Consider the following 24,130-nt stretch of genomic DNA (forward strand, 5'->3'; position numbering starts at 1 on the left):
CGCCATGCATGTCGTCTTTCGGGAAAGCCACGGGCTCGACGAAGCCGCCGTCCCGACCGATCTCGGTCAGGACCCGGCGGATCTCGTCGCGCTCTCGTTTTCCGACAGCGACCTCGGCGCCTTCGCGGCCGGCTGGCACCGCGCGAAGGGCGCCCTGCCCGCGCTCCGGCTCGCCAATCTCTCGGCGCTCGCCCATCCGCTCTCGGTCGATACCTATGTGGAGCGCACGCTTTCCGGCGCGAAGGGCATCCTGATCCGGCTGATCGGCGGTGAGGCCTACTGGTCCTACGGGCTCGCCTCGGTCCAGGATCTGGCGCGGCGCAAGGGGATCGCGCTCGCGGTGCTGCCCGCCGACGGGCGCGAGGATGCGCGGCTCGACGAGGTCTCGACGCTGCCGGTCTCGACGCTCCGCCGGCTCGCCTTCCTCTGCGACCAGGGCGGCGCGGTCGCGGCGCAAGCGGCGCTGGCGCAGCTTTCGCTCGCCGCCGGGCTCTACGCCGGTCCGGTCGCGGGCGCGAAATCGGTGCCGGAGCACGGCTTCTACGATCCGGCGCGCGGCGTTGTCGCCGAACTTCCCGAGAGCATCGGCCCCCGCGCCCTCGTCACCTTCTACCGCGCCTATCTCACGGCCGCCGATACCGGCGCGGTCGATGCGATCATCACGGCGCTCCGGGCGCGCGGCTTCGACGCGCAGGGGGTTTTCGCGGCCTCGCTGAAGGCGCCGGGCTCGGCGGACTGGCTGCGCGGGCATCTGCGCGCCGACCCACCGGTGGCGATCGTCAATGCGACGGCCTTCTCCGCGAAAGGCGCCGATGGCGCCTCGCCGCTCGACGCCGCGGGCTGCCCTGTGTTTCAGGTCGCGCTCTCGACCGCCCGGCGGCGGGACTGGGAAGGCTCGGCGCGCGGCCTCTCGGCGGCTGATCTCGCGATGCATGTGGTGCTTCCGGAGGTGGACGGCCGGATCTTCGCCGGCGTCGCGAGCTTCAAGGCGGCGTCCGATCCCGATCCCTACCTCCAGTTCTCCCGCCTCGCGCACCGCGCCGATCCCGAGCGCGTCGAGGCGGTCGCGGATCGCGTCGCGGGCTGGCACGGGCTCGGGGCGACGGCGGCGGCGGAACGGCGGCTGGCGCTGGTGCTTTCGACCTATCCGGGCCGCGCGGATCAGATGGCGCACGCGGTCGGGCTCGACACGCTCGCCTCCGCCGATGCGATCCTCGCCGATCTTGCTTCTCGGGGCTACGCGACCGGCCCCGGCGCGCCGCTCACCCCGGTCTTGGGGACGGAAACGCTGGCCTTCCCGCTCGCGGATTACGAGGCCGCGCTCGCCGCGCTGCCCGAGGCGCTTCGCGCCGGTCTCACTGAGGCCTGGGGGGCGCCCGAAGACGATCCTTCGGTCAAGGACGGCGCCTTCCGTTTCGCGGCCACGCGGCGCGGGGCGGTGCTGGTGGCGCTCCAGCCGGAACGCGGCGAGCCCGGGACCCGCGCCGACGACTATCACGACCTCGCCCGCGTGCCGCGCCACGCCTATGTCGCCTTCTACCTCTGGCTCCGGGCGCAGGGCATCCATGCCCTCGTCCATCTCGGCGCGCATGGCACGCTCGAATGGCTGCCCGGCAAATCCGTCGCGCTGTCGGGCGAATGCTGGCCCGAGGCGCTGATCGGGCCCGTGCCGGTCATCTATCCCTTCATCGTCAACGATCCCGGCGAGGCGGCGCAGGCGAAGCGGCGGATCGGCGCGGTCACGCTCGGCTACGCGCCGCCGCCCCTGACCGCCTCGGCGATCCCGCCGGAGCTTCTGCCGCTCGAGGCGCTGCTCGACGAATATTCGACCGCCGACGGGCTCGACCCCGCCCGACGCGACCGGCTGATCGCCGACATCCGCGCCGAGGCGCGCGCGCGCGGCGTCGAGGAGGACATCGGTCTCGCCGAGGCCGCCTCGCCCGCCGAGGCGATCCCGCTGATCGACCGCTTCGTCTGCGACCTGAAGGAGAGTCAGTTCGGCGACGGGCTGCATATCTACGGCCGGGGCGAGCCGGGACCGGGGGAGCGGGACGGGCTGCTCGCCGCGCTCGCCGGGCGGTTCGTGCCGGGCGGGCCAGCGGGATCGCCCTGGCGCGGGCGGGCGGATGTCCTGCCGACCGGGCGCAATCTTTACACCACCGACCCGCGCGCGGTTCCGTCCCGCGCCGCCCATGCGCAGGGCGTGAAGCTCGCCGAGGAACTATTGCGGCGGCACCTGCAGGACCACGGCGACTGGCCGCGCAACCTGGTGCTCGACCTCTGGGGGTCGGCGACGATGCGCACGGCGGGCGAGGAATTCGCCATGGCGCTGCATCTCGCGGGGCTCGCGCCGAAATGGGACGAGGGTTCGCAGCGGGTCTCTGGCTTCGAGATCCTGCCGCTCGCGCTGCTCGACCGGCCGCGGATCGACGTGACGCTCCGGGTCTCGGGCCTGTTCCGCGATGTCTTTCCGGGGCTTTCGCAGCTTTTCGACCAGGCGACGGCCGCGCTCGCCGACCGCGACGAGGCGGCGGAGGACAATCCCTATCGGGCGGAGGGCCCGCGTGTCTTCGGGCCCCGCCCCGGCAGCTACGGGCTCGGGATCGGCGCGGCGATCGAGGATTACACGCCCGAGGGCCGCGCGCGGGCCGGCGAGGCCTGGCTCTCCGCCTCGGCCTGGGCGCTCGATGCCTCGGGCGAGGCGCGCCACGATCGGGCGGGGCTGGAGGCCCGCGTCGGCGCGGCGGAGGCTTTCGTCCACGCGCAGGATCTCGTCGAGACCGACCTGCTGCTCGCCGCCGACTACGCCGCGCATGAGGCCGGGTTCGCCGCCGCGGCCGCCGCGCTCGGGGGCACATCTCCCGCGCTCTACCATCTCGACGCGACCCGGCCCGATGATCCGCGCGCCCGCACGCTCGGCGAGGAGATCGCCCGCGTCGTCCGCGCCCGCGCCGCCAATCCGGCCTGGGCGGACGGGATGACGCGGCACGGCTTCCGGGGCGGCGCGGAGATCGCCGCGACGCTCGACCATCTCGCGGCCTTCGCCCATCTCGCGGGCGCGGTGCCGCCGCATCTTTTCGACCTCTATCACGCGGCGACGCTGGGGCGGGCGGAGATCGTCGATTTCATGGCGCGCGAGAATCCGGCCGCGCTCGCCGCGCTCCGCGACCGGTTCCAGCGGCTGCGCGACGCGGGGCTCTGGGTCACGCGGCGCAACTCCATCGCCGCGGCGCTGGAGGATCGGCCGTGATCTCCGCCGGGGACTCCGCCGCGGCCGCGCCCGGACCGCGTGTCCGAGGCTGGTGCCCCGGCGCCCTGCGTCCGATGGCATCGGGCGACGGCTGGATCGTGCGTCTCCGCCCGCCGCTCGGGCGGCTCACCCCGGCGCAGGCGGCCGGTGTCGCGCGCCTCGCCACCGCGCATGGCAACGGGTTCCTCGACCTGTCGTCACGCGCCAGCCTGCAGATCCGGGGCGTGACCCCGGCCTCGCATCCGGGGCTGATCGACGGCCTTCGCGCGCTCGGCCTCGTGGACGAGACGCCAGAGGCCGAGGCGCGGCGCAACGTGATGCTCACGCCCTTCGCGACCCCCGCCTGCGACGCGCTCGCCACCGCGCTGGAAGCGGCGCTCGCGCAGGCGCCGTCCCCGCCGTCGAAATTCGGCTTCGCGGTCGATACCGGGCCCCGTCCGGTGCTAACCACCACGTCCGCGGACATCCGGCTGGAACGCGCGGCCTCAGGCGCGCTGATCCTGCGGCCCGATGGCGCGGCGCTCGGCGTGAAGATCGCCGAGGCGGCGATGCCCCGCGCCGCGCTCACCCTCACTCGGTGGTTCCTCGACTCGGGCGGCGCTCCGGAGGGGCGCGGGCGGATGGCGCGGCATCTCGGCTCGGGAGCCGTTCCGCCGCTCCGTCTCGACACCGCGCCCGCCGCGCCGCTGAGGCCGCCCCCGCCGGGAGCGCATACCATGGGCCTGCTCGGCGCCTTCGCCTTCGGCGCGCTTGACGCGGAGGTGCTGGTGGCGCTCGCGGAAACCGGCTTTGAACTGCGCCTCACACCGTGGCGGATGATCCTCGCGGTCTGCCTCGGCCGCGCCCCCGACATTCCCGGCCTCGTCACCGATCCCGCGAGCCCCCTGCTCCGCGTCGCCGCCTGCGCGGGCGCGCCGGGCTGCGCCTCCGCCTTCGCACCGACCCGGCCGCTCGCCCGCGCACTGGCGCCGAAGGTCCCGCCGGGCGGCTTCCTCCACGTCTCGGGCTGCGCGAAGGGTTGCGCGCATCCGCGACCCGCGCCATTAACCCTCGTCGCGGGCGAAGCGGGTTTCGCGCCGGTCCGGAACGGCACCGCCGCCGGGCGGCCCTCCGGCCAGCCGCGCGATCCAGAGTCCATCGCGGCCGATCCCGGCCCCCTGTTCGAGACGCCCTGATGCCGCATCTCTACGAAACCGACGGCGCCGCGATCTACCTGCGCTCCTTCGCCACGATCCGCGCCGAAGCCGATCTCTCCCGCTTCGCCCCCGCCGAGGAGAAGGTGGTGGTGCGGATGATCCACGCCGCCGGGATGGTCGGGCTGGAACGCCATGTGCGCTTCACCCCCGGCATGGCCGAGGCGGCGAAGGCGGCGCTCCATGCCGGGGCACCGATCCTCTGCGACGCCTATATGGTGAGCGAGGGTATCACCCGGCCCCGGCTCCCGGCCGGGAACGAGGTCATCTGCGCGCTCCGCGACCCGCGCGTGCCGGATCTCGCGCGCGAGATGGGCAATACCCGCTCGGCGGCGGCCTTTGAGATCCTGCGCCCACGACTTGCCGGCGCGCTTGTTGCGATCGGCAACGCGCCGACCGCGCTCTTTCATCTCCTGAACATGCTCGAGGACCCAGCCTGCCCGCGGCCCGCGGCGATCATCGGCTGCCCCGTGGGCTTCGTCGGCGCGGCGGAATCGAAGGCGGCGCTGCTCGCTGATCCGCCCGCGCCCAGCCTCATTGTCGAGGGTCGGCTCGGCGGCTCGGCGATCACCGTCGCGGCGGTGAACGCGCTCGCGAGTGAGAAGGAATGACGGGCATGGCAGGCAAGGTGATCTGCGTCGGCCTCGGCCCGGGTGACCCGGAGCTCATGAGCGTGCGCGCCGACCGGTTGATCCGCTCGGCCGCGACCGTCGCCTATTTCCGCAAGGCGGGCCGCGCCGGTCAGGCGCGTCGCATCGTCGAGGGAATGCTCCGAAGCGACGCGCGCGAGATCGCGATGGAATATCCGGTGACGACCGAGATCCGCTTCGACACCGAGGAATACGACGCGCTGCTCACCGAATTCTACGACCGCGAGGCGGAGCGGCTGGCCGGGATCGCCGCCGCGGGCGAGGATGTGCTGGTGCTCTGCGAGGGCGATCCGTTCTTCTACGGCTCCTTCATGCACCTGCACTGGCGGCTCACGGGCCGGGTGACGGTCGAGGTCGTGCCGGGGATCACCGGCATGTCGGGCTGCTGGACCGCGACGGGCGTGCCGATCACCTGGGGCGACGACGCGCTCTCCGTCCTGCCCGCGACGCTTCCGGAGGCGGAACTGATCCGCCGCGCGGCGAGCGCCGACGCGCTCGTCTTCTTGAAGATCGGCCGCAACCTCGGCAAGCTCACCCGCGCGCTCGCCGCGGTCGGGCGGCTCGACGCCGCCTGGCTGGTCGAGCGGGGCACGATGCCGAACGAGCGGGTGGCGCGGCTCACGGAGGTCGATCCCGGCGACTGCCCGTATTTCGCCGTCGTGCTCGTTCACGGCCAGGGCCGCCGCCCCGGCGCGGCGCGGCTCCGCGCCGAGGCGGCGCGCGCCTCGTGACCGGCGCGCTCGCCATCGCGGGGCTCGGCCCCGGCGCGGAGGCGCTGGTGACGCCCGAGGTCGCCGAGGCGCTGGCGGAGGCGACGGATGTCGTCGGCTACTTTCCCTATGTCGCCCGCGTCCCCGAGCGGCCCGGCCTGACGCGCCACGCCTCGGACAACCGCGTGGAACTTGACCGCGCCCGGCTCGCGCTCGACCTCGCGGCGGCGGGGCGTCGGGTGGTGATCGTCTCCTCCGGAGATCCGGGCGTCTTCGCCATGGCCTCCGCCGTCTTCGAGGCGCTGGAAGCTGCGTTGGAGGATGCGCCGGACTACGGACACCTGCCGATCCGCGTGCTCCCCGGCATCACCGCGATGCTCGCCGCCGCCGCCCGCGCGGGCGCGCCGCTCGGGCACGATTTCTGCGCGATCAACCTCTCCGACAATCTCAAACCGTGGGCGCTGATCGAACGGCGGCTCCGCGCCGCGGCCGAGGCGGATTTCGCGATCGCGCTCTACAACCCCCGCTCGAAGGCGCGGCCCGAGGGGTTCGCTCGCGCACTCGATCTCTTGCGCGAGACCTGCGGGCCGGAGCGGCTTGTCACCTTCGCCCGCGCGGTGACGACACCGGAGGAACGGATCGAGACGGTGACGCTCGGCGCGGCCAGGCCGGAAATGGCGGACATGCGCACCGTCGTTCTGATCGGCAGTTCCGCGACCCGCCGCGTCGTCGGCCATGTCTATACGCCGAGGCAGGCCTCGTGAGCGAGCCAGCGCATCACCTCCGCCACGGTCCCGGCCACGCGCCTGTCGGGGCTCGCGGGCCTGTCGATCATGATGACCGGCAGGCCGAGATCGCGCGCCGCGATCAGCTTCGCCTCCGCCCCCGCGCCGCCGGAATTCTTGGCGACGACGAGCCCCACGCGATGCGCGCGCATGAGCGCCAGATCCCCGGCGACGGTGAAGGGACCGCGCGCGATCACGACCGCGGCGCCCGCAAGCGGCGGGCTTTCGGGCGGATCGACCAGGCGGAGCAGGTAGCGGTACCCGAGACGCGCGGCGAAGGGAGCGAGACCCTGCTTGCCGATCGCGAGGAACACCGTGGTCGGCTCGGGCGGCAGCGCGGCCGCGGCGGCGGCGGGATCGGCGACATGCATCCAGCGGTCCCCCGGCCCCGCGCGCCACGCGGGCCGCTCGAAGGCGATGAGCGGCACGCCCTCGGCGGCGCAGGCGGCGCGGGCATTGGCGCTGATCCGCGCCGCGAAGGGATGGGTCGCATCGACCACGGCGGCGATGTCCTCCGCGCGGAGATAGGCGCCGAGCCCCTCGACCCCGCCGAAGCCGCCGACCCGGACCGGCAGCGGGCGGGCGCGTGGCGCCGCGACCCGGCCGGCGTAGGAATAGACCGCCGGCCAGCCCGCCTCCGCCAAGGCTCCCGCGAGCGCGTTGGCCTCGCTCGTGCCACCGAGCAGCAGGACGCGGCCCATGGCTGATCCGGTCACGTTCGCCACCGCCCCGGCCTCGTCCGACATGACCGATTTCCCCCTCGCGCCGTGGCTCGCCATCATCGGCATCGGCGAGGATGGCCTCGCCGGGCTGCCGGAGGCAAGCCGCGCCGCGCTCGACGCCGCCGAGGCGGTGTTCGGCGGCGCCCGCCATCTCGCGCTGGCGAGCATCGAAGAAACTCGCGCGCGCCCCTGGCCGGTACCCTTCGCGCTCGATACGCTGCTCGCGCTGCGGGGCGCGCCGACCGCGGCGCTCGTTTCCGGCGATCCGTTCTGGCACGGGGCCGGGTCCTCGATCGCGAAACGGCTCGCGCCGGGCGAATGGCGCGCCTACCCCGCGCCCTCCGCCTTCTCGCTCGCCGCCGCCCGGCTCGGCTGGCCGCTCGAGACCACCGCCTGCCTCGGCCTCCACGCCGCGCCTTTCACCCGGCTCGGCCCGCATATCGCGCGCGGCGCACGGATCATCTGCACGCTGCGGGACGGCGCGGCGGCGGGGGAACTGGCGGCCTGGCTGGTCGCGCGGGGCCTCGGCACGACGGAACTGACGATCCTGGAGGCGCTCGGCGGGTCGCGCGAGCGGGTCAGGCAGAGCAGTGCCGAAGGTTTCGCCCTGACCGACGTCGCCGCGCCCGTCGCCGCCGCGATCGACCTCGCGCGGGCGCCGCGCGGCACCGGCCTCTCCCGCGCGCCCGGCCTCCCGGACGCGAGCTTCGCAAGCGATGGGCAGATCACCAGATCGCCGGTCCGCGCCCTCACCCTCGCCGCGCTCGCCCCCCGGCCAGGCGAGCATCTCTGGGACATCGGCGCCGGGTCCGGCTCGATCTCCGTCGAATGGCTGCTCGCCGCGCCCGGCACCAGCGCGAGCGCGGTCGAGCCCCGTGCCGATCGCGCCGGGAACATCCGGGCGAACGCGGCGGCCTTCGGGCTCGACACCCGCCTCCGGCTCATCGAGGGGCGAGCGCCCGAGGCGCTGGACGGGCTCACGACGCCCGACGCGGTCTTCATCGGCGGCGGCGGGTCGGCGGCGCTCTTCGACAGGCTCTGGGAGATCGTCGCGCCAGGGACGCGGATCGTCGCCAATGCCGTGACTCTGGAAACCGAGGCGCTCCTGACCACGCTCGCCGACCGGCATCGCGGGACGCTGCTCCGGATCGAGCTTTCCCACGCCGAACCGCTCGGCCGGATGCGCGGCTGGCAACCGATGCGCCCCGTCGTCCAGTGGAGCGTGACGCGATGAGAGTCGCACGATGAGAGTCGCACAATGAGAGTCGCGGGCCTCGGATTCCGCGCAGGCGCGCAAGCGGACTCGCTCCGGGCGGCGCTCGACGCGGCGGGCGGCGCGGCGGGGCTCGCCGCCCTTGCAACCGCCGAGGACAAGGCCGGGACGGAGAGCGTTCGCGCCTTCGCCGCCGCGCTCGCGCTTCCGATCCGCGCGATCTCCGCCGCCGAGATCTCCGCCCAGACCACGCTCACCCGCTCGCCCCGCGTGGCGGCGGCGCGCGGCACCGGCAGTCTCGCGGAGGCGGCCGCCCTCGCCGCGCTCGGCCCCGGTGCCCGGCTCGTCGCGCCGCGCGCGGTCGCGCCAGATGGGATGGCGACCGCGGCGATCGCGGAACTGACCGAGGAGGCCGCCCCATGACCGTCCATTTCATCGGCGCCGGACCCGGCGCGCCGGATCTGCTGACGCTGCGTGGCCGCGACCTGATCGCCGCCTGCCCGGTCTGCCTCTACGCCGGTTCCCTGGTGCCCGAGGCCGTGCTCGGCCATTGCCCGCCCGGCGCGCGGATCGTGAACACGGCGCCGCTGACACTCGACGAGATCATCGCGGAGATCGAAGCCGCGCACGCGGCGGGCCACGACATCGCAAGGCTGCATTCCGGCGATCTCTCGGTCTGGTCGGCGATGGGCGAACAGCTGCGCCGCCTGCGCGCGCTCGGCATCCCCTTCGACGTGACGCCCGGCGTGCCCGCCTTCGCCGCCGCCGCCGCCACGCTCGAAGCCGAGTTGACGCTGCCCGGCGTCGCGCAATCGGTGGTGCTCACCCGCACCTCGGGTCGCGCCTCGGCGATGCCGCCGCGCGAGACGCTGGCGAATTTCGGCGCGACCGGGGCGACGCTCGCGATCCATCTCTCGATCCACGTCCTGCCCCGCGTGGTGGCGGAGCTCACGCCGCACTATGGCGCCGGTTGCCCCGCGGCCGTGGTCTGGCGCGCGTCCTGGCCCGATCAGCGGATCGTGCGCGCGACGCTCGCGACGATCGAGGCGGCGAGCGAAGGCGGGCCCGGCCGCACCGCGCTGATCCTTGTCGGCCCCGCGCTCGGCGTGGATGATTTCGCCGAGAGCGCGCTCTATTCGGAAGGCTACGACCGCCGCTTCCGCCCGACCGGCACCAACCCGCGTTTCCCGGAGGCCGAATGACACCCGGGCTTCTCATCGCCGCGCCCGCCTCGGGCAGCGGCAAGACCACGCTCGCCCTCGGCCTCGCCCGCGCGCTGACCCGCGACGGGCTGCGCGTCCAGCCGTTCAAGAGCGGCCCCGACTATATCGATCCAGCCTTCCACACCGCGGCGACCGGTCGGGCGTCAGTCAATCTCGACAGCTGGGCGATGGGCCCCGGACGGCTCTCCGCCCTCGCCGGGGCGGGCGCGGACGCCGATCTCGTCCTCGCGGAGGCCTCGATGGGGCTTTTCGACGGCGTGGCACGCCCCGGCGAGACCGGGAACGGCGCCTCCGCCGATATCGCGGCGCGCTTCGGCTGGCCGGTGCTGCTGGTGCTCGACATCTCCGGGCAGGCGCAATCGGCGGCGGCCGTCGCAGCGGGGTTCGCAGCCTTCGATCCGCGGATCAGCCTCGCAGGCGTGGTGCTGAACAAGGTCGCGAGCCCCCGGCACGAGGCGCTGGCCCGCGTCGGCATGGAAGCGGCGGGGATCGCGGTGCTCGGCGCCCTGCCCCGCGCGCCGGATCTCGCGCTGCCCGAGCGGCATCTCGGGCTCGTGCAGGCGGGCGAGACCGGCGATCTCGAGGCGCGGCTCGGGGCGCTGGCCGATTTCGTCGCCGCCCATGCCGATCTTCAAGCGATCCGCGCCGGGGCGGCGGGGACTTTGCCGGAGGACGGCGCGGCGCCGGTGACGCCGCCCGGCCAGCGGATCGCGCTCGCCCGCGACGCGGCGTTTTCATTCGCCTATCCGCATCTCGTCCAGGGCTGGCGGGCGGCGGGCGCGGAACTCCTGCCCTTCTCGCCGCTCGCCGACGAGGCGCCGCCCGAGGCCGCCGATAGCTGCTGGCTCCCCGGCGGCTATCCCGAACTGCACGCGGGCAGGCTCGCCGCCGCCACGCGGTTTCGCGACGGTCTGCGGCGCTTCGCCGAGACGCGGGCGGTGCATGGCGAATGTGGCGGCTACATGGCGATGGGGGCGGCGCTGATCGACGCGGAGGGGACGGCGCATGAGATGGCCGGGCTGCTCGGCCTCGTGACCTCGTTTGCGAAGCGGCGGATGCATCTCGGCTACCGGCTCGCGACGCTCGACCGGCCGATGCCCGGCCACGGGGCGGGTGCCCGGCTGCGCGGGCATGAATTCCATTACGCGCGGGTGATCGAACAGCCCGACCCGCCCCTCGCCCGCGTCGAGGACGCGACCGGCGCGGCAGTGCCCGAGACCGGATCGGCGCGGGGCCGCGCGACGGGGACCTTCTTCCATCTGATCGCGGAGGCGGAGGCATGACGGGTTTCGTGTCCTTCGTATCCTCCGGTCCCGGCGATCCGGAACTTCTGACGCTGAAGGCGGTGGACCGGCTCGGCGCCGCCGACGCGGTGCTGTTCGACGATCTCTCGGCGGGGCCGATCCTCGCCCATGCCCGTCCGGACGCGGATCTCGTCGGTGTCGGCAAGCGCGCGGGACGGCCTTCGCCGAAGCAGGACCATGTGAGCCGGCTGCTGGTCGACTATGCTTCGGGCGGCGCGCGGGTGGTGCGGCTGAAGTCCGGCGACTCTGGCATCTTCGGCCGGCTGGAGGAGGAGCTGACCGCGCTCCGTGCCGCCGGGATCGGCTACGAGATCATCCCCGGCGTGCCCTCGGCCTGCGCCGCCGCCGCCGCCGCCGGCATCCCGCTCACACGACGCCTCACCGCGCGGCGGGTGCAATTCGTGACCGGCCACGACATTACCGGCGGGCTGCCGACCGACCTCGACCTCGCCGCCCTCGCCGATCCGCGCGCGACAACCGTGCTCCACATGGGGCGGCGGACCTTCGCCGCGCTCGCGGGGCTTCTGGTCGGCCGCGGCCTCCCGGCGGAAACACCCGCGCTGATCGCCGAGGCAGTCTCGACCCCGGCGCAGAGCCTGCGCCGGACCACGGTCGGCGCGCTCGCGAGCGACCTCGCCGCGCCCGCCGAGGGTCCGATCCCGGTGACGCTGATCCTCTACGGGCCGCTCGCCGAAGGTGAGCCGGGCGGGGATGAGCAGGGCGAGGATCAGGCGTGATCGACCTCTCCCTGATCGGCATCGGCTCGGGCAATCCCGAGCACCTGACGCTCGCCGCGATCCGCGCGCTCGGCACCGCCGACCTCGTGCTGATCCCGCGAAAGGGTGCCGAGAAGGCCGATCTCGCGGAACTCCGCCGCGCGATCCGCGCCGAGCACTCGGCGGGGGCCGCGACCGCCGAATTCGACCTGCCGGAGCGGGACGCCGCCCGGCCCGACTACCGCGCCGGGGTCGATGCCTGGCATGCCGAGATCGCGCGCGCTTGGCAGGCGGCGATCGGCGCGCATCCCGACGCCCGGAGGGTCGCGCTGCTCGTCTGGGGCGATCCCTCGCTCTACGATTCGACGCTTCGGATCGCGCGGCTCGCGGGCGGGTTTAACGTCACCGTCGTTCCGGGGCTGACCGCGCCGCAGCTTTTGACGGCCGCGCATGGAATTCCGCTCAACGCCGTCGGAGCGCCGGTGCTGACGACGACGGGCCGGCGGCTGCGCGACGCGGGCTGGCCGGAAGACGAGCCCGATACCGTGGTGGTGATGCTCGACGGCGACTGCGCGTTCCGGCATCTCGATCCGGACGGGGTCTCGATCTGGTGGGGCGCGTTTCTGGGAATGCCTGAGCAGATGCTGCGCGCCGGGCCGCTCGCCACCGTCGGGCCGGAGATCGTCACCGCGCGTGCCGACGCGCGGGCGCGGCACGGATGGATCATGGATACGTACATCCTTCGCCGGGGTACGGACCGGGAGGCTTGAACGACCCGGGAAAGCCGGAACCGCGATCACCCTAGCTTTCGCGGCCGTAGGCCCAGGGGCCCTGGGCGAAGAGGCCGCCATCGACCCAGAGCGTCTGACCGGTGACGAAGCGCGCCTCGGGCGAAGCGAGCCAGAGCACCGCGCGCGCCACATCCTCGGGCTGGCCCACGCGCCGCATCGGGGTGATCGCGCCCCAGGTCGCGCCGTAATCCGCCGCCTCGGCCTTGGTGCGCTCGGTCTCGACCGCGCCGGGGGCGACGCAGTTGACCGTGATCCCGAGCGGCCCGAGTTCGACCGCCGCGACCTTGGTGAACTGCTCGACCCCGCCCTTCGAGGCGGTGTAGGAGACGAGCGACGGGAAGGCGACCTTGTTGCAGCCCGAGCCGATGTTGACGACCGCGCCGGGACGCCCCGCCGCCGAAAGCCGTCGGGCGAAACGGGCGGTCATGTAGAAGGTGCCGGAGAGGTTCACGCCGATCACCCGGTCCCAGTCCGCGTCGGCGTGATCGAGCAGGCTCGACCAGACCTGGATGCCCGCGTTGTTGACGAGCACCTCGGCGGGGCGGCCGAAATGCTCCCCGACCCGCGCGAAGACCGCGTCCGCCTCGGCGGGCCGGCTCACATCCGCGCGGATCGCGAGGCATTCGGCGCCGGCGTCGCGCGCGAGGCGTTCGGTCTCGGCGGCGGCGTCCTCCGGGTCCTGATGGCAGAAGGCGACCGGACGCCCCGCCCGCGCGAAGGTGAGCACGATGTCCCGCCCGATCCCGATCCCGCCGCCCGTGACCAGAACGGGTGTCTCGCCAGCTTCGTCCACGATCCGTCTCCTCTCGTCCGCGGCATTTGCTCCTTCATACACTTCAAGGGCTTGCGGCGAAGACCGAAAAGCCGGAGCATCGCGGCGCGGAACCGTCTCGGAACGGTCACATCCCCGCGCTATCCGGCGGAGACCGGAGTTGAACCTCAAGGGAGAACATTATGGACAAAGGCCAGATATTCGCCGTCGCGCTCGCCGCCTGCGCCGCCGGGACGCTGCCCGCCGAGGCCCAGACCCAGATCAGCTGGTGGCACGCGATGGCCGGCGCGAACGCCGAGGTGGTGACCAAGATCGCCACCGATTTCAACGCGGCGCAGTCGGACTACGCGGTGATGCCCGTCTTCAAGGGCACCTATCCCGAGACGCTGAACGCCGGCATTGCCGCCTTCCGCGCGCGTCAGGCGCCCGACATCATCCAGGTCTTCGACGTCGGGACCGGCGTCATGATGGCCGCGGAGGGCGCGGTGAAGCCGGTGGCCGAGGTGCTGGAGGACGCAGGCCTGACCTTCGACAAGAGCCAGTATCTGCCGGGCATCGTCGCCTATTATTCGCGGCCCGACGGCACGATGCTGAGCTTTCCCTATAACTCCTCCTCGCCGATCCTCTATTACAACAAGGACATTTTCGAGAAGGCCGGGCTCGACGTGGACACGCCGCCCAAGACCTGGAGCGAGGTCTGGGAAATGGCGAAGACCATCAAGGAATCGGGGGCGGCGCCCTGCGGCTATACATCGACCTGGCTCACCTGGATCCATCTCGAGAATTTCGCCGCCTGGAACAACACGCCCTATGCGACGAACGAGAACGGTCTCGCGGGCGGGGACGCGGAACTCCAGATCAACGCGCCGCTCTATGCGAACCATTTCCAGGAACTCGCCGATCTCGCCAAGGACGGCACCTTCCGATACGGCGGCCGCACCTCCGAGGCGAAGCAGATCTTTCTCGCCGGCGAATGCGGCATCTTCACCGAGAGCTCGGGCGGGCTCGGCGATATCGTCAAATCCGGCATGAACTACGGCATCGGCCAGTTGCCCTATGACACCGAGGCCGAGGGCGCCCCGCAGAACACGATCCCGGGCGGCGCGAGCCTCTGGGTCTTCGGCGGCAAGTCGGACGAGACCTACCAGGGCATCGCCGCCTTCTTCGAATACCTGTCGCGGACGGAGGTTCAGGAATACCTGCACCAGACCTCGGGTTACCTGCCGGTGACGATGGCGGCCTATGAGGCGACCAAGGCTTCAGGCTTCTACGAGGAGAACCCGGGGCGCGAGACGCCGATCACCCAGATGATGGGCAAGGAGCCGACCGCGAATTCCAGGGGCGTCCGCCTCATCAACCTGCCGCAGGTTCGCGACATCGAGAACGAGGAATTCGAGCGGATGCTCGCCGGCGAACAGACCGCGCAGGAGGCGCTCGACAACGCCGTCGAGCGTGGCAACGCCGCCATCCAGTCGGCGCTCGGGAACTGAGGCGCGCGATGCCTCTCCGGCCCTTCGGGGCCGGATATACCCGGCGAAGCGCCGGGCGAGGCCAACCGGGCCCGGAGTTGCCATGAACCGCGCGACCTTCCCACAGAAGCTGCTGCCCTATCTGCTCGTAGCGCCACAGCTCGCGATCAGCCTCGTCTTCTTCTACTGGCCGGCGGGTCAGGCGATGCTGCAATCGACGCGGCGCGAGGACCCGTTCGGCCTCTCGTCGCAATTCGTCGGTCTCGCGAATTTCCGCGCGGTCCTGAACGATCCGGCCTGGCTCAACTCCTTCCAGGTGACGCTGGTCTTCTCGGCCTGGACCGCCTTCCTCTCGATGGCGATCGCGCTTCTGCTCGCGACGCAGGCGGAAAAGCTCGTGCGCGGCAAGGGCGTCTACCGCACGCTCCTGATCTGGCCCTACGCGGTGGCGACGGCGATCGCGGGGATGCTCTGGCTCTTTCTCTTCAACCCCTCCTTCGGCACGCTCGCCTGGCCGCTCCGCCAGCTTGGCATCGCCTGGGACCCGGTCCTGAACGGCACGCATGCGATGATCCTGGTCATCGGCGCGGCGGCCTGGAAGCAGATCAGCTACAATTTCCTCTTCTTCGTCGCGGGGCTGCAGGCGATCCCGAAATCGCTCCTCGAAGCGGCGGCGATCGACGGGGCGGGCGGCGCGCGGCGGTTCTGGACCATCACCTTCCCGCTTCTGGCGCCCACGACCTTCTTCCTGCTCGTGGTCAACACCGTCTACGCGCTCTTCGACACCTTCGGGATCATCCATGCCGTCACCGGCGGCGGGCCCGGCAAGGCGACGGAGACGCTGGTCTACAAGGTCTACAACGACGGCTTCGTGAACCTGCGGCTCGGAACCTCGGCCGCGCAGTCGGTGATCCTGATGGCGATCGTGATCGCGCTGACCGCGATCCAGTTCCGCTACATCGAGCGGAGGGTGCATTATGGCTGACGCCCGCGATCAGGGCATGGTCGGCGCCAGCCGCTCGGGGCAGTGGGTCGCGCATTTCCTGCTGGTGATCGGCGTGATCGTCGTGGCCTTCCCGATCTACTACGTCACCGTCGCCTCGACGCATTCGCTGCAGACCATCCTGCGCCCGCCGCTGCCGATGCTGCCGGGCGGCGAGGCGGTCGCGAACTACGCGGATGCGATCGGCGGCGGCGTCGGCCGGATCGGTGGAGTCGGCGTCGGGCGGCTCCTCTGGAACACCACGCTCGTCGCGATGGCGGTCGCGCTCGGCAAGATCACGATCTCGATCATGTCGGCCTATGCCATCGTCTTCTTCCGCTTCCCGCTCCGCATGGTGTTCTTCTGGCTCATCTTCATCACGCTGATGCTGCCCGTCGAGGTGCGTATCCTGCCGACCTACAAGGTCATGGTGGACCTGCGCCTCATCGACACCTACGCGGGGCTCATCCTGCCGCTCATCGCCTCGGCGACGGCGACGCTCCTGTTCCGGCAGTTCTTCCTGACGATCCCGAACGAGCTTCTGGAAGCGGCGCGCGTCGATGGCGCGGGACCCTGGCGGTTCTTCAAGGATATCGTGCTGCCGCTCTCGGCGACCAATATCGCGGCGCTCTTCGTCATCACCTTCATCTATGGCTGGACGCAGTATCTCTGGCCGCTGCTGGTGACCAATTCCAATTCGATGAACACGATCATCATCGCGCTGCGCAAGATGATCTCCTTCGCCGACGCGGACACGCCCTGGAACCTCGTCATGGTGACCTGCGTCTTCGCGATCCTGCCGCCGATCCTCGTCGTCGTGCTGATGCAGCGGTGGTTCGTGAAGGGCCTCGTGGAGACCGAAAAGTAATGGCAACCGTCTCGCTCAGGGATGTCCGCAAGTCCTACGGCCCGACGCAGGTGATCCACGGCGTCTCGATCGACATCGCCGATGGCGAATTCGTCGTGATCGTGGGCCCTTCCGGCTGCGGCAAGTCCACGCTGCTCCGCATGGTCGCCGGGCTCGAAGCCATCACCTCGGGGACGATCGAAATCGCCGGGCGGGCGGTGAACGATCTGGAGCCGCGCGCGCGCGACATCGCGATGGTGTTCCAGAACTACGCGCTCTATCCGCACATGAGCGTCTTCGACAACATGGCCTACGGGCTCCGGATTTCGGGCGTCCGGGGCGCGGAGTTGCGCGCGCGCGTCGAAGCGACGGCGGCGATGCTGGAACTGACGCCCTTCCTCGCCCGCAAGCCGCGCGAGCTTTCCGGCGGTCAGCGGCAGCGCGTCGCGATGGGCCGGGCGCTGGTGCGCGGGCCGGCGGCCTTCCTGCTCGATGAGCCGCTCTCGAACCTCGATGCGAAGCTCCGGGTGCAGATGCGGCTGCAGATCAAGGAACTGCAACGCTCGGTCGGGACCACCGCGCTCTATGTGACGCATGACCAGGTGGAGGCGATGACTCTGGCCGACCGGCTTATCGTGATGAACGAGGGCCGCGCGGAACAGATCGACGCGCCGATGAAGATCTATCTGGAACCGGCGAGCACCTTCGTCGCGGGCTTCATCGGCTCGCCCGCGATGAACATCCTGCCCGCCGAGGGCACCGAGCGCGGCGTGCGCCTTGGCGGCGTCGACCTGCCGCTCGGCCGCGCCGCGCCCGCGGCCGATGTGCTCGTCGGCATTCGCCCCGAGGATCTCGAAGCGGCGCCGGAGGGCGAGGGCCTGCCGCTGACCGTGCAGGCCGTCGAACTCCTCGGCGCCGATGCCTTCGCCCATGCGGCGGCGCCCGGCGGCGGCACGATCGTCTTGCGCGTACCCGGCAAGCAGGCGCTCACCCCCGGCCAGCGCGTCGGCGCGGTCCCCGTCCCCGGGCTCGCGCATTTCTTCGATCCGGCGACCGGGCGGCGCATCCCCTGACATTGCTGATGACATTGCTGTCGGGGTTGATGGCGGGCCATTGCGATCGGCGCGGCGATCGGGAATGATCCGCCGCGACGGCGGAGGAAGGAGCCAGGAACGGATGGCAGCGGATGGCGCGGGAACGCGGACGGGCGGAACCCGCAAGGGGTACTACGAGAGCGGCGCCTACTGGCGCAAGCGGACCGACCTCATGTACTATCAGTATTTCAAGTACTTCGTGCGCTGCCTCGCCCCGAATGCGAAGAGCCTTATAGACATCGGCTCCGGCAACGCGCCCTATCTCGAATGGTTCGACTGGATTCCGGATCGCGTCTCCTTCGACAAGGCCCATCCCTATCAGTCGGAGACGGTGCGAGGGCTGGAAGGCGATTTCTTCACCTTCGATTTCGGCCAGCGTTTCGATCTCGTGACCTGCATGCAGGTGCTGGAGCATATCCCAGACGCGGAGCGGTTCGCGCGGCGGTTGACGGAGATCGGCGATCTGCTGCTGGTCTCGGTGCCGTTCCGATGGCCGAAGGGGCAGACGCGGGGCCATGTGAACGACCCGGTCGATCTGAAGAAACTGTCGCGCTGGTTCGGGCGGGAGCCGAACTACAGCATGATCGTGCGCGAGCCTTTCGTGAAACGCGCCGGCGCCCGGCTCTTCGCGATCTACGATCCGGACCCGGAGCGGGTCTTCAACGCGAAGATCCGCCATACCGCCCGGCCGCTGGCGGACTGACGCCACGGGAAGCGTGATGCGCCCGGCCTTGCCTCTCCCGCGGGAAAGTGGAGGAGTGCGCGCCGGACAGGGACAACCGGACGGAAGAGGTTGAGGCGATGGCCGGACAGAAGCCCGCGGGCGGCATCGAGAGCTATGGCACGGGCGCCTACTGGCGCGACCGGATGGACCTGCTCTACTATCAGTACTTCAAGTTCTTCATCCGCTGCCTCGGTCCCAATGCCAGGAGCATGATCGACGTGGGCTCCGGGAACGTGCCCTATCTCGAATGGTTCGACTGGATTCCCGACCGGGTCTCGATCGACCTCGACTACCCTTACGAATCAGGGAAGGTGAAGGGGATCAAGGGCAACCTGCTCGACACCGATCTGGGCCGGAAATTCGAGCTCGTGACCTGCATGCAGGTGCTTGAACACGTGCCCGAGGTCGAGGCTTTCGCGAAGCGCCTGACGGAGATCGGCGATTTGCTCCTGATCTCGGTGCCGTACAAATGGCCGAAGGGGCTCGTGAAGACGCATGTGAACGACCCGGTCGATCTCGACAAGGTCGTGAAATGGTTCGGGCGGGAGCCGAACTACCACCTCGTGGTGCGCGAGCCCTTCAAGAAGCGCACCGGCGCGCGGATGTTCGCGATCTACGATCCCGACCCGAAACGGGTATTCGATGCCAAGATCCGCCACTCGGCACGCCCGCCCATCGACTGAGCGGAACGCGCCGGTCAGGGCACGAGCTCGAACGGCCCGTCGACCGGCGGATGCTCCTCGCCGAAGAAGATCCCGACCCGCGACGCCAGCCTGAGCTTCGCGCCCGGCAGGATCGCGCGCATCCCCTCGCCCGCGATCAGCATCGCATGGGCGTTGGGCAGATCGCGCGGCGGCGCGGAGAAGGCCGGCCAGTGGAAGATCCCGATTTTGGCGCCTGGATGCGCGGCGACCTCGGCGCGCATCCCCGCGAGGATCGCCGGATCGGTACAATCGCCGATCAGCAGGAAATCGAGTTCGACCGGCCCTTCGACCCGGCCCAGCGCCTCCGGCGGCACCGCCGCGTGGCGCCAGCGCCAGTCGGTCAGCGCCGGGCCGCCGGGGCGTTCGCGATCGGCGCGGGCCACGGCGTGATAGATCTGGCGCAGGCCGAAATGAACGCTCCGCGCATGCGTGACCCTGGTCCGCGTCAGCGAGCTATCGGCGTCGAGCGCGAAGGCGAGCGGCGCCTGAGGCAGGATGGTCACCACCGATTTCTCGCCCTTCGCCGCCCGCGCGCGGGTAATGAAATCGGCGTCGGCCCCGACCCTGACCGGGTCCCAGGGCCCGAGCTCATGGGCGATCTCGCGCCGGAACAGGAAGGAGGAATGGCTGAAGAACAGTATCCGTCGGCCGATCCGCCAGTTCGGCGTCACGCGCAGATCGGCCCGGGCGCGCACCCAGTAGCAGCAGGCGCCGACGAGCTTCGGCTTCTTCGCCAACGCCGCCACCAGCCGCTCGATCTTCTGCGGATGCGACCAGTCGTCGGCGTCATGCGTCGTGACGAAAGCCCCGCTCGCGACGGCGAGCCCGCGGTTGCGCGCGGCATAGGCGCCGGCATTGGTGCCCTGGCGGATGACGCGGATGCGCGGGTCCGCCGCCGCCAGCGCCTCCGCGCGGGCGACCGTCGCATCGGTCGAGCAATCGTCCACGACGATGATTTCGAGATCGCGGTAGCTCTGCTCCATGAGTGAGCGGAGCGCGATCCCGATGCTCGCCTCGGCGTTGTAGCAGGGCACGACGACGCTGACCCGGCCCTGATCCGACGCCGCGGCCGGAACGTTCGACGTGAGATTGTCGAAACCGAGCGGTCGGTCGCGGTCCGCGCGCCGGATCGGCGCCAGCCCCGCGCGGGTCAGCACGCCGTTCACCGCCGCGAGCCGCGCCTCGTCCTCCGCCTCGTAATTCGCAAGCGCGAGCACCGCGTCGGCGTCGACGCCGCCACCCTGCCGGACCAGCTTGCCGAAGGCGTGCCGGGCCCCGTCGCGGTCGCCCATCGCGTCGAGGATGAAACCTTCGCGCATGTAGCGGTCGGCGATGTCGCGCTGTCTCGGCAGGCCCTCCACCGCCCGGCAGGTCGCGAGCGCCCGCTCCCAGTCCCCGGCGAAGGCATACCAGGCGGAGAGCTTCGTCAGCGCGTCGTATCGGTCGCCCCAGGCATAGCCGGGATCGGCCGCGATCCGCTCGAGCGCCGGGGCCGCGGTGGACGAGAGCCCGCCCCAGAGATGATGGATCGCGCGCAGCGTCTCCTCGCGGCGCGCTTCCTCCTCGGTCGCGAGCCGGCCAGCCTCGATGCGCGGCTCGAACCGCTCGGCCGGGCGGCGGCGGATGCGCTGGACCACGCGCCGCATCGGCTCGGTCGCCTGCCAGCCGAAACTCCGGCGGGCGGCGGCGTGATGCGCTTCGACGGAGCGGCCATAGGCGCGAAGCTCGGCGATCTCGGCCTCGGTCGCGCTCCGGGCTTCCTCGAGCGCGGCGAGTCTTTCGTCAAGCAGGTCCCGGTCGAGCGCGGTCGGAGCGGTGGGATGGGCGGGCATCATTCAATCTCCGAGGCGGCGGCCGGCACGGGCCGCATCGCCCGCCGCAGCCGCGCGACATGCTGCTCGTAGCCGAAGCGGTCGCGCACGATCGCGGAGGCGCGCGCGGTATGCGCGACATAGGCGGCGCGGTCGGCGAAATAGCGGTTCACCAGCGGCTGGACCCCCTCGGGCTCGCAATAGAGCGCGGCCTCGCCGAAGAGCGGTTCGAAGACACGCGGCAGGATCACGAGGCAGCCCGAGGCCATCGCTTCGATGATCGTGCGCCCGAAGGCTTCGATCCGCTCCTCATGCGGGAAGAAGACGAAGAAATCGAGCGAGGCGAGAAATTCGCGCGGATGCACCGAATTGAAGGGCAGCATTTCCCAGTTCCGAAGCTTGGTCCCGAGGATCTTCTCCGGGATCGCGGCGCCCCCGAGCACGCGCACGCGCATCGACCCGTCGTCCGGATAGGCGGCACGGATCGGCCCGGCCTTCGTCGGCCATTTCTCGACCGCGTCCCTGCCGTGGCGGCCGATGATCGGACGCGAATCCTGCCAGGTCGGACGCTCGACCGCCCAGGCATCGACGTCGATGATGTTGAACCAGTCCTCGCTGGTCAGGAGGTCGCCATCACCGTCGAGCGTCAGCCCGTCGCGCACCTGCGGCCCGATCGGCACCCAGTCGCCGGGCTGGCCCAGCCAGGTCTCGATATGCCGCCGCGCGGCGTGGATGTCGTAGAAGGGCGCCTCCCCCGCCATGCGCCGCGGCGTCTGGTTCACGACGACGCGGAGCCCGCCGGCCCGGATCTCCGGCAGGTGGCGCTGCGGCTCGTGGAAGATCGCCGGGAAGCGGATCACCGCGACATCCGCGGCCGCGCTGTCGCCCTCGGTCAGTTCGTCGATCTTCCCTTCGTCGATCAGCGCCTGAATCTCCGCGTTGACGCCGCGGTCGACATCGTAGCCGTAGCGGTTGACCTGCACGACCGCCGTCCGAACGCCCGCGCGCACCTGCGCCAGCAGCTCCTGATGGTTCGAGGCCGTCGTGCCGCCGACATGGCGGAAGTCCGAGATCAGCACCGCGTCGTAGTGCTCGCCCCGGCGCGATTGGCCGGTGAGGATGAGGGAGGGTGTCGCGAAGAGGCGCGTGCCCTCCGGCGGCCAGGCGACGCGGGCCGCCGTCGTATCCCTGCCCTTCTCCGTCATCGCCTGATGATGGCCGGTGAAGAGCCGCGCATAGGCCCGCCCGGCACCCCGGTCGAGCGTCACCGCCGGGGAATCCTCGTTCACCCGGGTGATGGTGAGCGGTGCCGCGTGCGTGGTGATCGCCTTCCCGCCGAAGATCGCTTCCAGCCGCGCGGCGAATTCCTCGTCACCGCCAAGCTCGACCGCGTCCCAGAACCCCGCCCGTTCGAGGACCGGCGCGCGCCGGAACATGAGCCCCGCCGGGTCCGGCTCGGTCAGCGTCGTCGCGAAGGGGGCGCGGACAAAGCGCAGATCCTCCGTCGCGTGGAGCCGCGCGGTCCGGACCGCGATGGTCCTCGTCGATTTCAGAACCGCGCGCGCCTGCTGTTCGATGCGCGCCGGATGCGCCCAGGCGGCCGCGTCGAGACAGGCGACCAGATCGCCGGTCGCGCGCGAGAGCGCGAGATTGCGCGCCGCGTAGAGGCCGAGCGGCGTATCGGATCGGATCGGCACCACCCGGGGATCGGCCGCCGCCGCCTCGGCGAGAACCGCCGCGGTCTCGTCCGTCGTCGCGTCGTCGACCGCGAGGATCTCGAGATCGCGCCAACTCTGCGCGCGAAGCGAACGCAGGGCCGTCGCGATCATCCCGGCGGCATGGGCGACGAGGATGACGCTGACGCGAGCACCGCCAACGCTGCCGGCCGGAATATCGGCGGCGAGATTGTCGAGCCGCGCCGGTCCGTCCGGATCGGCTCGCCTGAGCCCGACGCCGGCGAGAACCCCGAGCGCGCGGGCGATTTCGTCGATCCGGGTGGCCGGATCGACCGCGCCCGGCCGTCCGAGCAGCATCAGCTCCGGGTTCAACCAGGCATTGATCGCGAACCGATCCGCCTCCCCGGCTCCCGCATCCGGAAGGGTCGCTGCGATGGCGCGGGCGAGGAAGGCGATCTCGGCGCCGTCCTGCGCCTCGCCCCCCCAGTGGCGGAGCGTGTCGAGACGTGCCAGAGCACGAGCGCGGATCGCGGGATCGGGCGACTCGCCGTCGATCAGGACCATCGCCCGCTCGCAGAGCCCGCGCACCGGATCGCTCGCCTTCCAGTTGTCCCGGAGCCGCGCGAGATCGGCGAGCGCCGCTTCGGGAAACCCGGCGCGGGCGGACGCGAGAAGCCGGTCGATCTTCTCGGGCGAACGGCTGACCACATAGCCGGGCGGCCGGTACTTCCGGAACCGCGGACGGAACTTCGCGGCGCTCTCGGCCCTGTCGGCTCCGGGGATCAGCCCGCTGAGCCGCGCGCCGAGCTTCCAACTGGTCGAGCGCAGCAGGCGCGCGTGCCGGTTCTCGACCTCGGAGATATGCGCCCGGAGCGCGATCACCTCGGCGTCGCGCCGGCGTTGCTCCCGCTCCATGGCCTCGGCGCGCGCGAGATCGTCCTGGTAGCCGGTGTCCCCAGCCGCGTCCGCACCCGCCGCGTCCGCACCCGCCTCGCCGTGCTTGACCTCGCCGCGCCCGGCCTCGCGGGCCTCCCGGGAACGGCCCTTGTCCTGCGACGTCCCAAAGTCGGCCGGCGCTGGGGTGATGCTCATCGTCGTCCTCGACTGCTGCCTCGCGGGGCTCCGGCCCTTGGCTGATTCGTCTTGCGTCTTCGCGCTGGCGGACCGGGAGTTCGGTCCCTTTTCAGCCATCCCAACCGCGGTGTCCAGAACCGACCTGTGCTCGCTTGCCGATCACCGACGATCGCAGGCGACGGTCGAACCGAGAGTTCAGCCCATTTCAGGCGGGGCCTTGCTCCCGCTTCGGAACACATCCTGCGATGCGCGAGCCGGCAGTGCCGGGATCAAGCGGTGTATCAGCATGAAACCCGGCCGGACCGCGCCTCACGGGATGGATGCCACCTTGACGGGTGCGCGCCAGCCTCGCCCGGGAGCGGGCTGGCGGCGTGCTGATGGAGATGTGAGCAAATTGTCGCAACCATATGATGTGATTTC

Annotated in this window: 21 protein-coding genes; 17 read left to right on the forward strand and 4 right to left on the reverse strand. The window is 71.4% G+C overall.

Going from position 1 to position 24,130, the window contains the following annotated elements:
* Positions 1-4 precede the first annotated feature (4 nt).
* Genes cobN through cobJ form a run of 5 tightly spaced genes read left to right on the forward strand, consistent with a single transcriptional unit; the run spans position 5 to position 6,567 of the window.
* Entirely contained in the window at positions 5-3,250 is a 3,246-nt protein-coding gene (gene cobN, locus ACLJK8_RS01300; protein ID WP_413148148.1) for a cobaltochelatase subunit CobN, read from the forward strand.
* Positions 3,247-4,425, forward strand: a complete 1,179-nt coding sequence (gene cobG / locus ACLJK8_RS01305; RefSeq protein WP_413148149.1) for a precorrin-3B synthase — start codon at positions 3,247-3,249, stop codon at positions 4,423-4,425. Before cobN ends, cobG begins: the two co-directional genes overlap by 4 nt.
* Positions 4,425-5,054, forward strand: a complete 630-nt coding sequence (locus ACLJK8_RS01310) for a precorrin-8X methylmutase (RefSeq protein ID WP_413148150.1) — start codon at positions 4,425-4,427, stop codon at positions 5,052-5,054. The genes cobG and ACLJK8_RS01310 overlap by 1 nt, the downstream gene beginning before the upstream one ends.
* Positions 5,051-5,824, forward strand: a complete 774-nt coding sequence (locus tag ACLJK8_RS01315) for a precorrin-2 C(20)-methyltransferase (RefSeq protein ID WP_413148151.1) — start codon at positions 5,051-5,053, stop codon at positions 5,822-5,824. Before ACLJK8_RS01310 ends, ACLJK8_RS01315 begins: the two co-directional genes overlap by 4 nt.
* A complete protein-coding gene (gene cobJ, locus ACLJK8_RS01320) occupies positions 5,821-6,567 on the forward strand; it encodes a precorrin-3B C(17)-methyltransferase (protein WP_413148152.1) in 747 nt (248 codons plus the stop codon). The genes ACLJK8_RS01315 and cobJ overlap by 4 nt, the downstream gene beginning before the upstream one ends.
* Here cobJ and ACLJK8_RS01325 read toward each other — a convergent pair.
* Entirely contained in the window at positions 6,543-7,289 is a 747-nt protein-coding gene (locus ACLJK8_RS01325; protein WP_413148264.1) for a cobalt-precorrin-6A reductase, read from the reverse strand. The two genes, cobJ and ACLJK8_RS01325, sit on opposite strands and share 25 nt — an antisense overlap.
* A gap of 43 nt (positions 7,290-7,332) precedes the next feature.
* Here ACLJK8_RS01325 and cbiE point away from each other — a divergent pair, with 43 nt between their 5' ends.
* From cbiE to cobF, 6 genes are read left to right on the forward strand one after another with little or no spacing between them, the layout of a single operon-like run.
* Positions 7,333-8,544, forward strand: coding sequence for a precorrin-6y C5,15-methyltransferase (decarboxylating) subunit CbiE (gene cbiE / locus ACLJK8_RS01330; RefSeq protein WP_413148265.1), 1,212 nt, complete (start codon positions 7,333-7,335; stop codon positions 8,542-8,544).
* Positions 8,545-8,568: 24 nt separating this feature from the next.
* Entirely contained in the window at positions 8,569-8,946 is a 378-nt protein-coding gene (locus tag ACLJK8_RS01335; protein ID WP_413148153.1) for a cobalamin biosynthesis protein, read from the forward strand.
* Entirely contained in the window at positions 8,943-9,725 is a 783-nt protein-coding gene (gene cobM, locus ACLJK8_RS01340) for a precorrin-4 C(11)-methyltransferase (protein WP_413148154.1), read from the forward strand. Before ACLJK8_RS01335 ends, cobM begins: the two co-directional genes overlap by 4 nt.
* Positions 9,722-11,029 carry a cobyrinate a,c-diamide synthase gene (locus tag ACLJK8_RS01345; protein WP_413148155.1) on the forward strand — a complete coding sequence of 436 codons (1,308 nt, stop codon included), beginning with the start codon at positions 9,722-9,724 and terminating at the stop codon, positions 11,027-11,029. The genes cobM and ACLJK8_RS01345 overlap by 4 nt, the downstream gene beginning before the upstream one ends.
* A complete protein-coding gene (cobA, locus tag ACLJK8_RS01350) occupies positions 11,026-11,787 on the forward strand; it encodes a uroporphyrinogen-III C-methyltransferase (protein ID WP_413148157.1) in 762 nt (253 codons plus the stop codon). Before ACLJK8_RS01345 ends, cobA begins: the two co-directional genes overlap by 4 nt.
* Complete coding sequence (gene cobF, locus ACLJK8_RS01355) at positions 11,784-12,536, forward strand: precorrin-6A synthase (deacetylating) (protein WP_413148158.1); 753 nt, start codon at positions 11,784-11,786, stop codon at positions 12,534-12,536. The genes cobA and cobF overlap by 4 nt, the downstream gene beginning before the upstream one ends.
* Before the next feature lie 31 nt (positions 12,537-12,567).
* Here cobF and ACLJK8_RS01360 read toward each other — a convergent pair whose 3' ends face one another.
* A complete protein-coding gene (locus ACLJK8_RS01360; protein WP_413148159.1) occupies positions 12,568-13,350 on the reverse strand; it encodes an SDR family NAD(P)-dependent oxidoreductase in 783 nt (260 codons plus the stop codon).
* 161 nt (positions 13,351-13,511) lie between these two features.
* Between ACLJK8_RS01360 and ugpB the strand changes: the two genes are divergently transcribed.
* The 6 genes from ugpB (at position 13,512) to ACLJK8_RS01390 (ending at position 19,128) form a co-directional block, all read left to right on the forward strand.
* On the forward strand, positions 13,512-14,819 hold the full coding sequence (gene ugpB, locus ACLJK8_RS01365) for a sn-glycerol-3-phosphate ABC transporter substrate-binding protein UgpB (protein WP_413148161.1): 1,308 nt from the start codon (positions 13,512-13,514) through the stop codon (positions 14,817-14,819).
* 82 nt (positions 14,820-14,901) lie between these two features.
* On the forward strand, positions 14,902-15,783 hold the full coding sequence (gene ugpA / locus ACLJK8_RS01370; protein ID WP_413148162.1) for a sn-glycerol-3-phosphate ABC transporter permease UgpA: 882 nt from the start codon (positions 14,902-14,904) through the stop codon (positions 15,781-15,783).
* Positions 15,784-15,799: 16 nt separating this feature from the next.
* Positions 15,800-16,648 carry a sn-glycerol-3-phosphate ABC transporter permease UgpE gene (ugpE, locus tag ACLJK8_RS01375; protein WP_413148266.1) on the forward strand — a complete coding sequence of 283 codons (849 nt, stop codon included), beginning with the start codon at positions 15,800-15,802 and terminating at the stop codon, positions 16,646-16,648.
* Entirely contained in the window at positions 16,648-17,700 is a 1,053-nt protein-coding gene (gene ugpC, locus ACLJK8_RS01380) for a sn-glycerol-3-phosphate ABC transporter ATP-binding protein UgpC (protein WP_413148163.1), read from the forward strand. Before ugpE ends, ugpC begins: the two co-directional genes overlap by 1 nt.
* A gap of 103 nt (positions 17,701-17,803) precedes the next feature.
* On the forward strand, positions 17,804-18,424 hold the full coding sequence (locus ACLJK8_RS01385) for a class I SAM-dependent methyltransferase (RefSeq protein ID WP_413148164.1): 621 nt from the start codon (positions 17,804-17,806) through the stop codon (positions 18,422-18,424).
* 98 nt (positions 18,425-18,522) lie between these two features.
* Positions 18,523-19,128 carry a class I SAM-dependent methyltransferase gene (locus tag ACLJK8_RS01390; RefSeq protein WP_413148165.1) on the forward strand — a complete coding sequence of 202 codons (606 nt, stop codon included), beginning with the start codon at positions 18,523-18,525 and terminating at the stop codon, positions 19,126-19,128.
* A gap of 14 nt (positions 19,129-19,142) precedes the next feature.
* Here the strand turns inward: ACLJK8_RS01390 and ACLJK8_RS01395 are convergent, their stop codons facing one another.
* Together ACLJK8_RS01395 and ACLJK8_RS01400 are read right to left on the reverse strand one after the other, a co-directional pair.
* Positions 19,143-20,981: a glycosyltransferase family 2 protein gene (locus ACLJK8_RS01395; RefSeq protein WP_413148166.1), complete on the reverse strand. Its 1,839-nt coding sequence runs from the start codon at positions 20,979-20,981 to the stop codon at positions 19,143-19,145.
* Positions 20,981-23,728, reverse strand: coding sequence for a glycosyltransferase (locus tag ACLJK8_RS01400; protein WP_413148167.1), 2,748 nt, complete (start codon positions 23,726-23,728; stop codon positions 20,981-20,983). Before ACLJK8_RS01400 ends, ACLJK8_RS01395 begins: the two co-directional genes overlap by 1 nt.
* Positions 23,729-24,130: the final 402 nt, after the last annotated feature.

It is taken from the genome of Amaricoccus sp. W119, from assembly GCF_047275745.1.
GTDB lineage: Bacteria > Pseudomonadota > Alphaproteobacteria > Rhodobacterales > Rhodobacteraceae > Amaricoccus.

Coding starts and splice junctions, on each gene's coding strand:
- ugpA (WP_413148162.1), top strand. CDS start 14,902: ATGAACCGCGCGACCTTCCCACAGAAGCTGCTGCCCTATCTGCTCGTA.
- cobM (WP_413148154.1), top strand. CDS start 8,943: ATGACCGTCCATTTCATCGGCGCCGGACCCGGCGCGCCGGATCTGCTG.
- cbiE (WP_413148265.1), top strand. CDS start 7,333: ATGACCGATTTCCCCCTCGCGCCGTGGCTCGCCATCATCGGCATCGGC.
- cobN (WP_413148148.1), top strand. CDS start 5: ATGCATGTCGTCTTTCGGGAAAGCCACGGGCTCGACGAAGCCGCCGTC.
- ACLJK8_RS01400 (WP_413148167.1), bottom strand. CDS start 23,728: ATGAGCATCACCCCAGCGCCGGCCGACTTTGGGACGTCGCAGGACAAG.
- ugpE (WP_413148266.1), top strand. CDS start 15,800: ATGGTCGGCGCCAGCCGCTCGGGGCAGTGGGTCGCGCATTTCCTGCTG.
- ugpB (WP_413148161.1), top strand. CDS start 13,512: ATGGACAAAGGCCAGATATTCGCCGTCGCGCTCGCCGCCTGCGCCGCC.
- ACLJK8_RS01325 (WP_413148264.1), bottom strand. CDS start 7,289: ATGGGCCGCGTCCTGCTGCTCGGTGGCACGAGCGAGGCCAACGCGCTC.
- ACLJK8_RS01335 (WP_413148153.1), top strand. CDS start 8,569: ATGAGAGTCGCGGGCCTCGGATTCCGCGCAGGCGCGCAAGCGGACTCG.
- ugpC (WP_413148163.1), top strand. CDS start 16,648: ATGGCAACCGTCTCGCTCAGGGATGTCCGCAAGTCCTACGGCCCGACG.
- ACLJK8_RS01315 (WP_413148151.1), top strand. CDS start 5,051: ATGACGGGCATGGCAGGCAAGGTGATCTGCGTCGGCCTCGGCCCGGGT.
- ACLJK8_RS01390 (WP_413148165.1), top strand. CDS start 18,523: ATGGCCGGACAGAAGCCCGCGGGCGGCATCGAGAGCTATGGCACGGGC.
- ACLJK8_RS01310 (WP_413148150.1), top strand. CDS start 4,425: ATGCCGCATCTCTACGAAACCGACGGCGCCGCGATCTACCTGCGCTCC.
- ACLJK8_RS01345 (WP_413148155.1), top strand. CDS start 9,722: ATGACACCCGGGCTTCTCATCGCCGCGCCCGCCTCGGGCAGCGGCAAG.
- cobA (WP_413148157.1), top strand. CDS start 11,026: ATGACGGGTTTCGTGTCCTTCGTATCCTCCGGTCCCGGCGATCCGGAA.
- ACLJK8_RS01395 (WP_413148166.1), bottom strand. CDS start 20,981: ATGCCCGCCCATCCCACCGCTCCGACCGCGCTCGACCGGGACCTGCTT.
- ACLJK8_RS01385 (WP_413148164.1), top strand. CDS start 17,804: ATGGCAGCGGATGGCGCGGGAACGCGGACGGGCGGAACCCGCAAGGGG.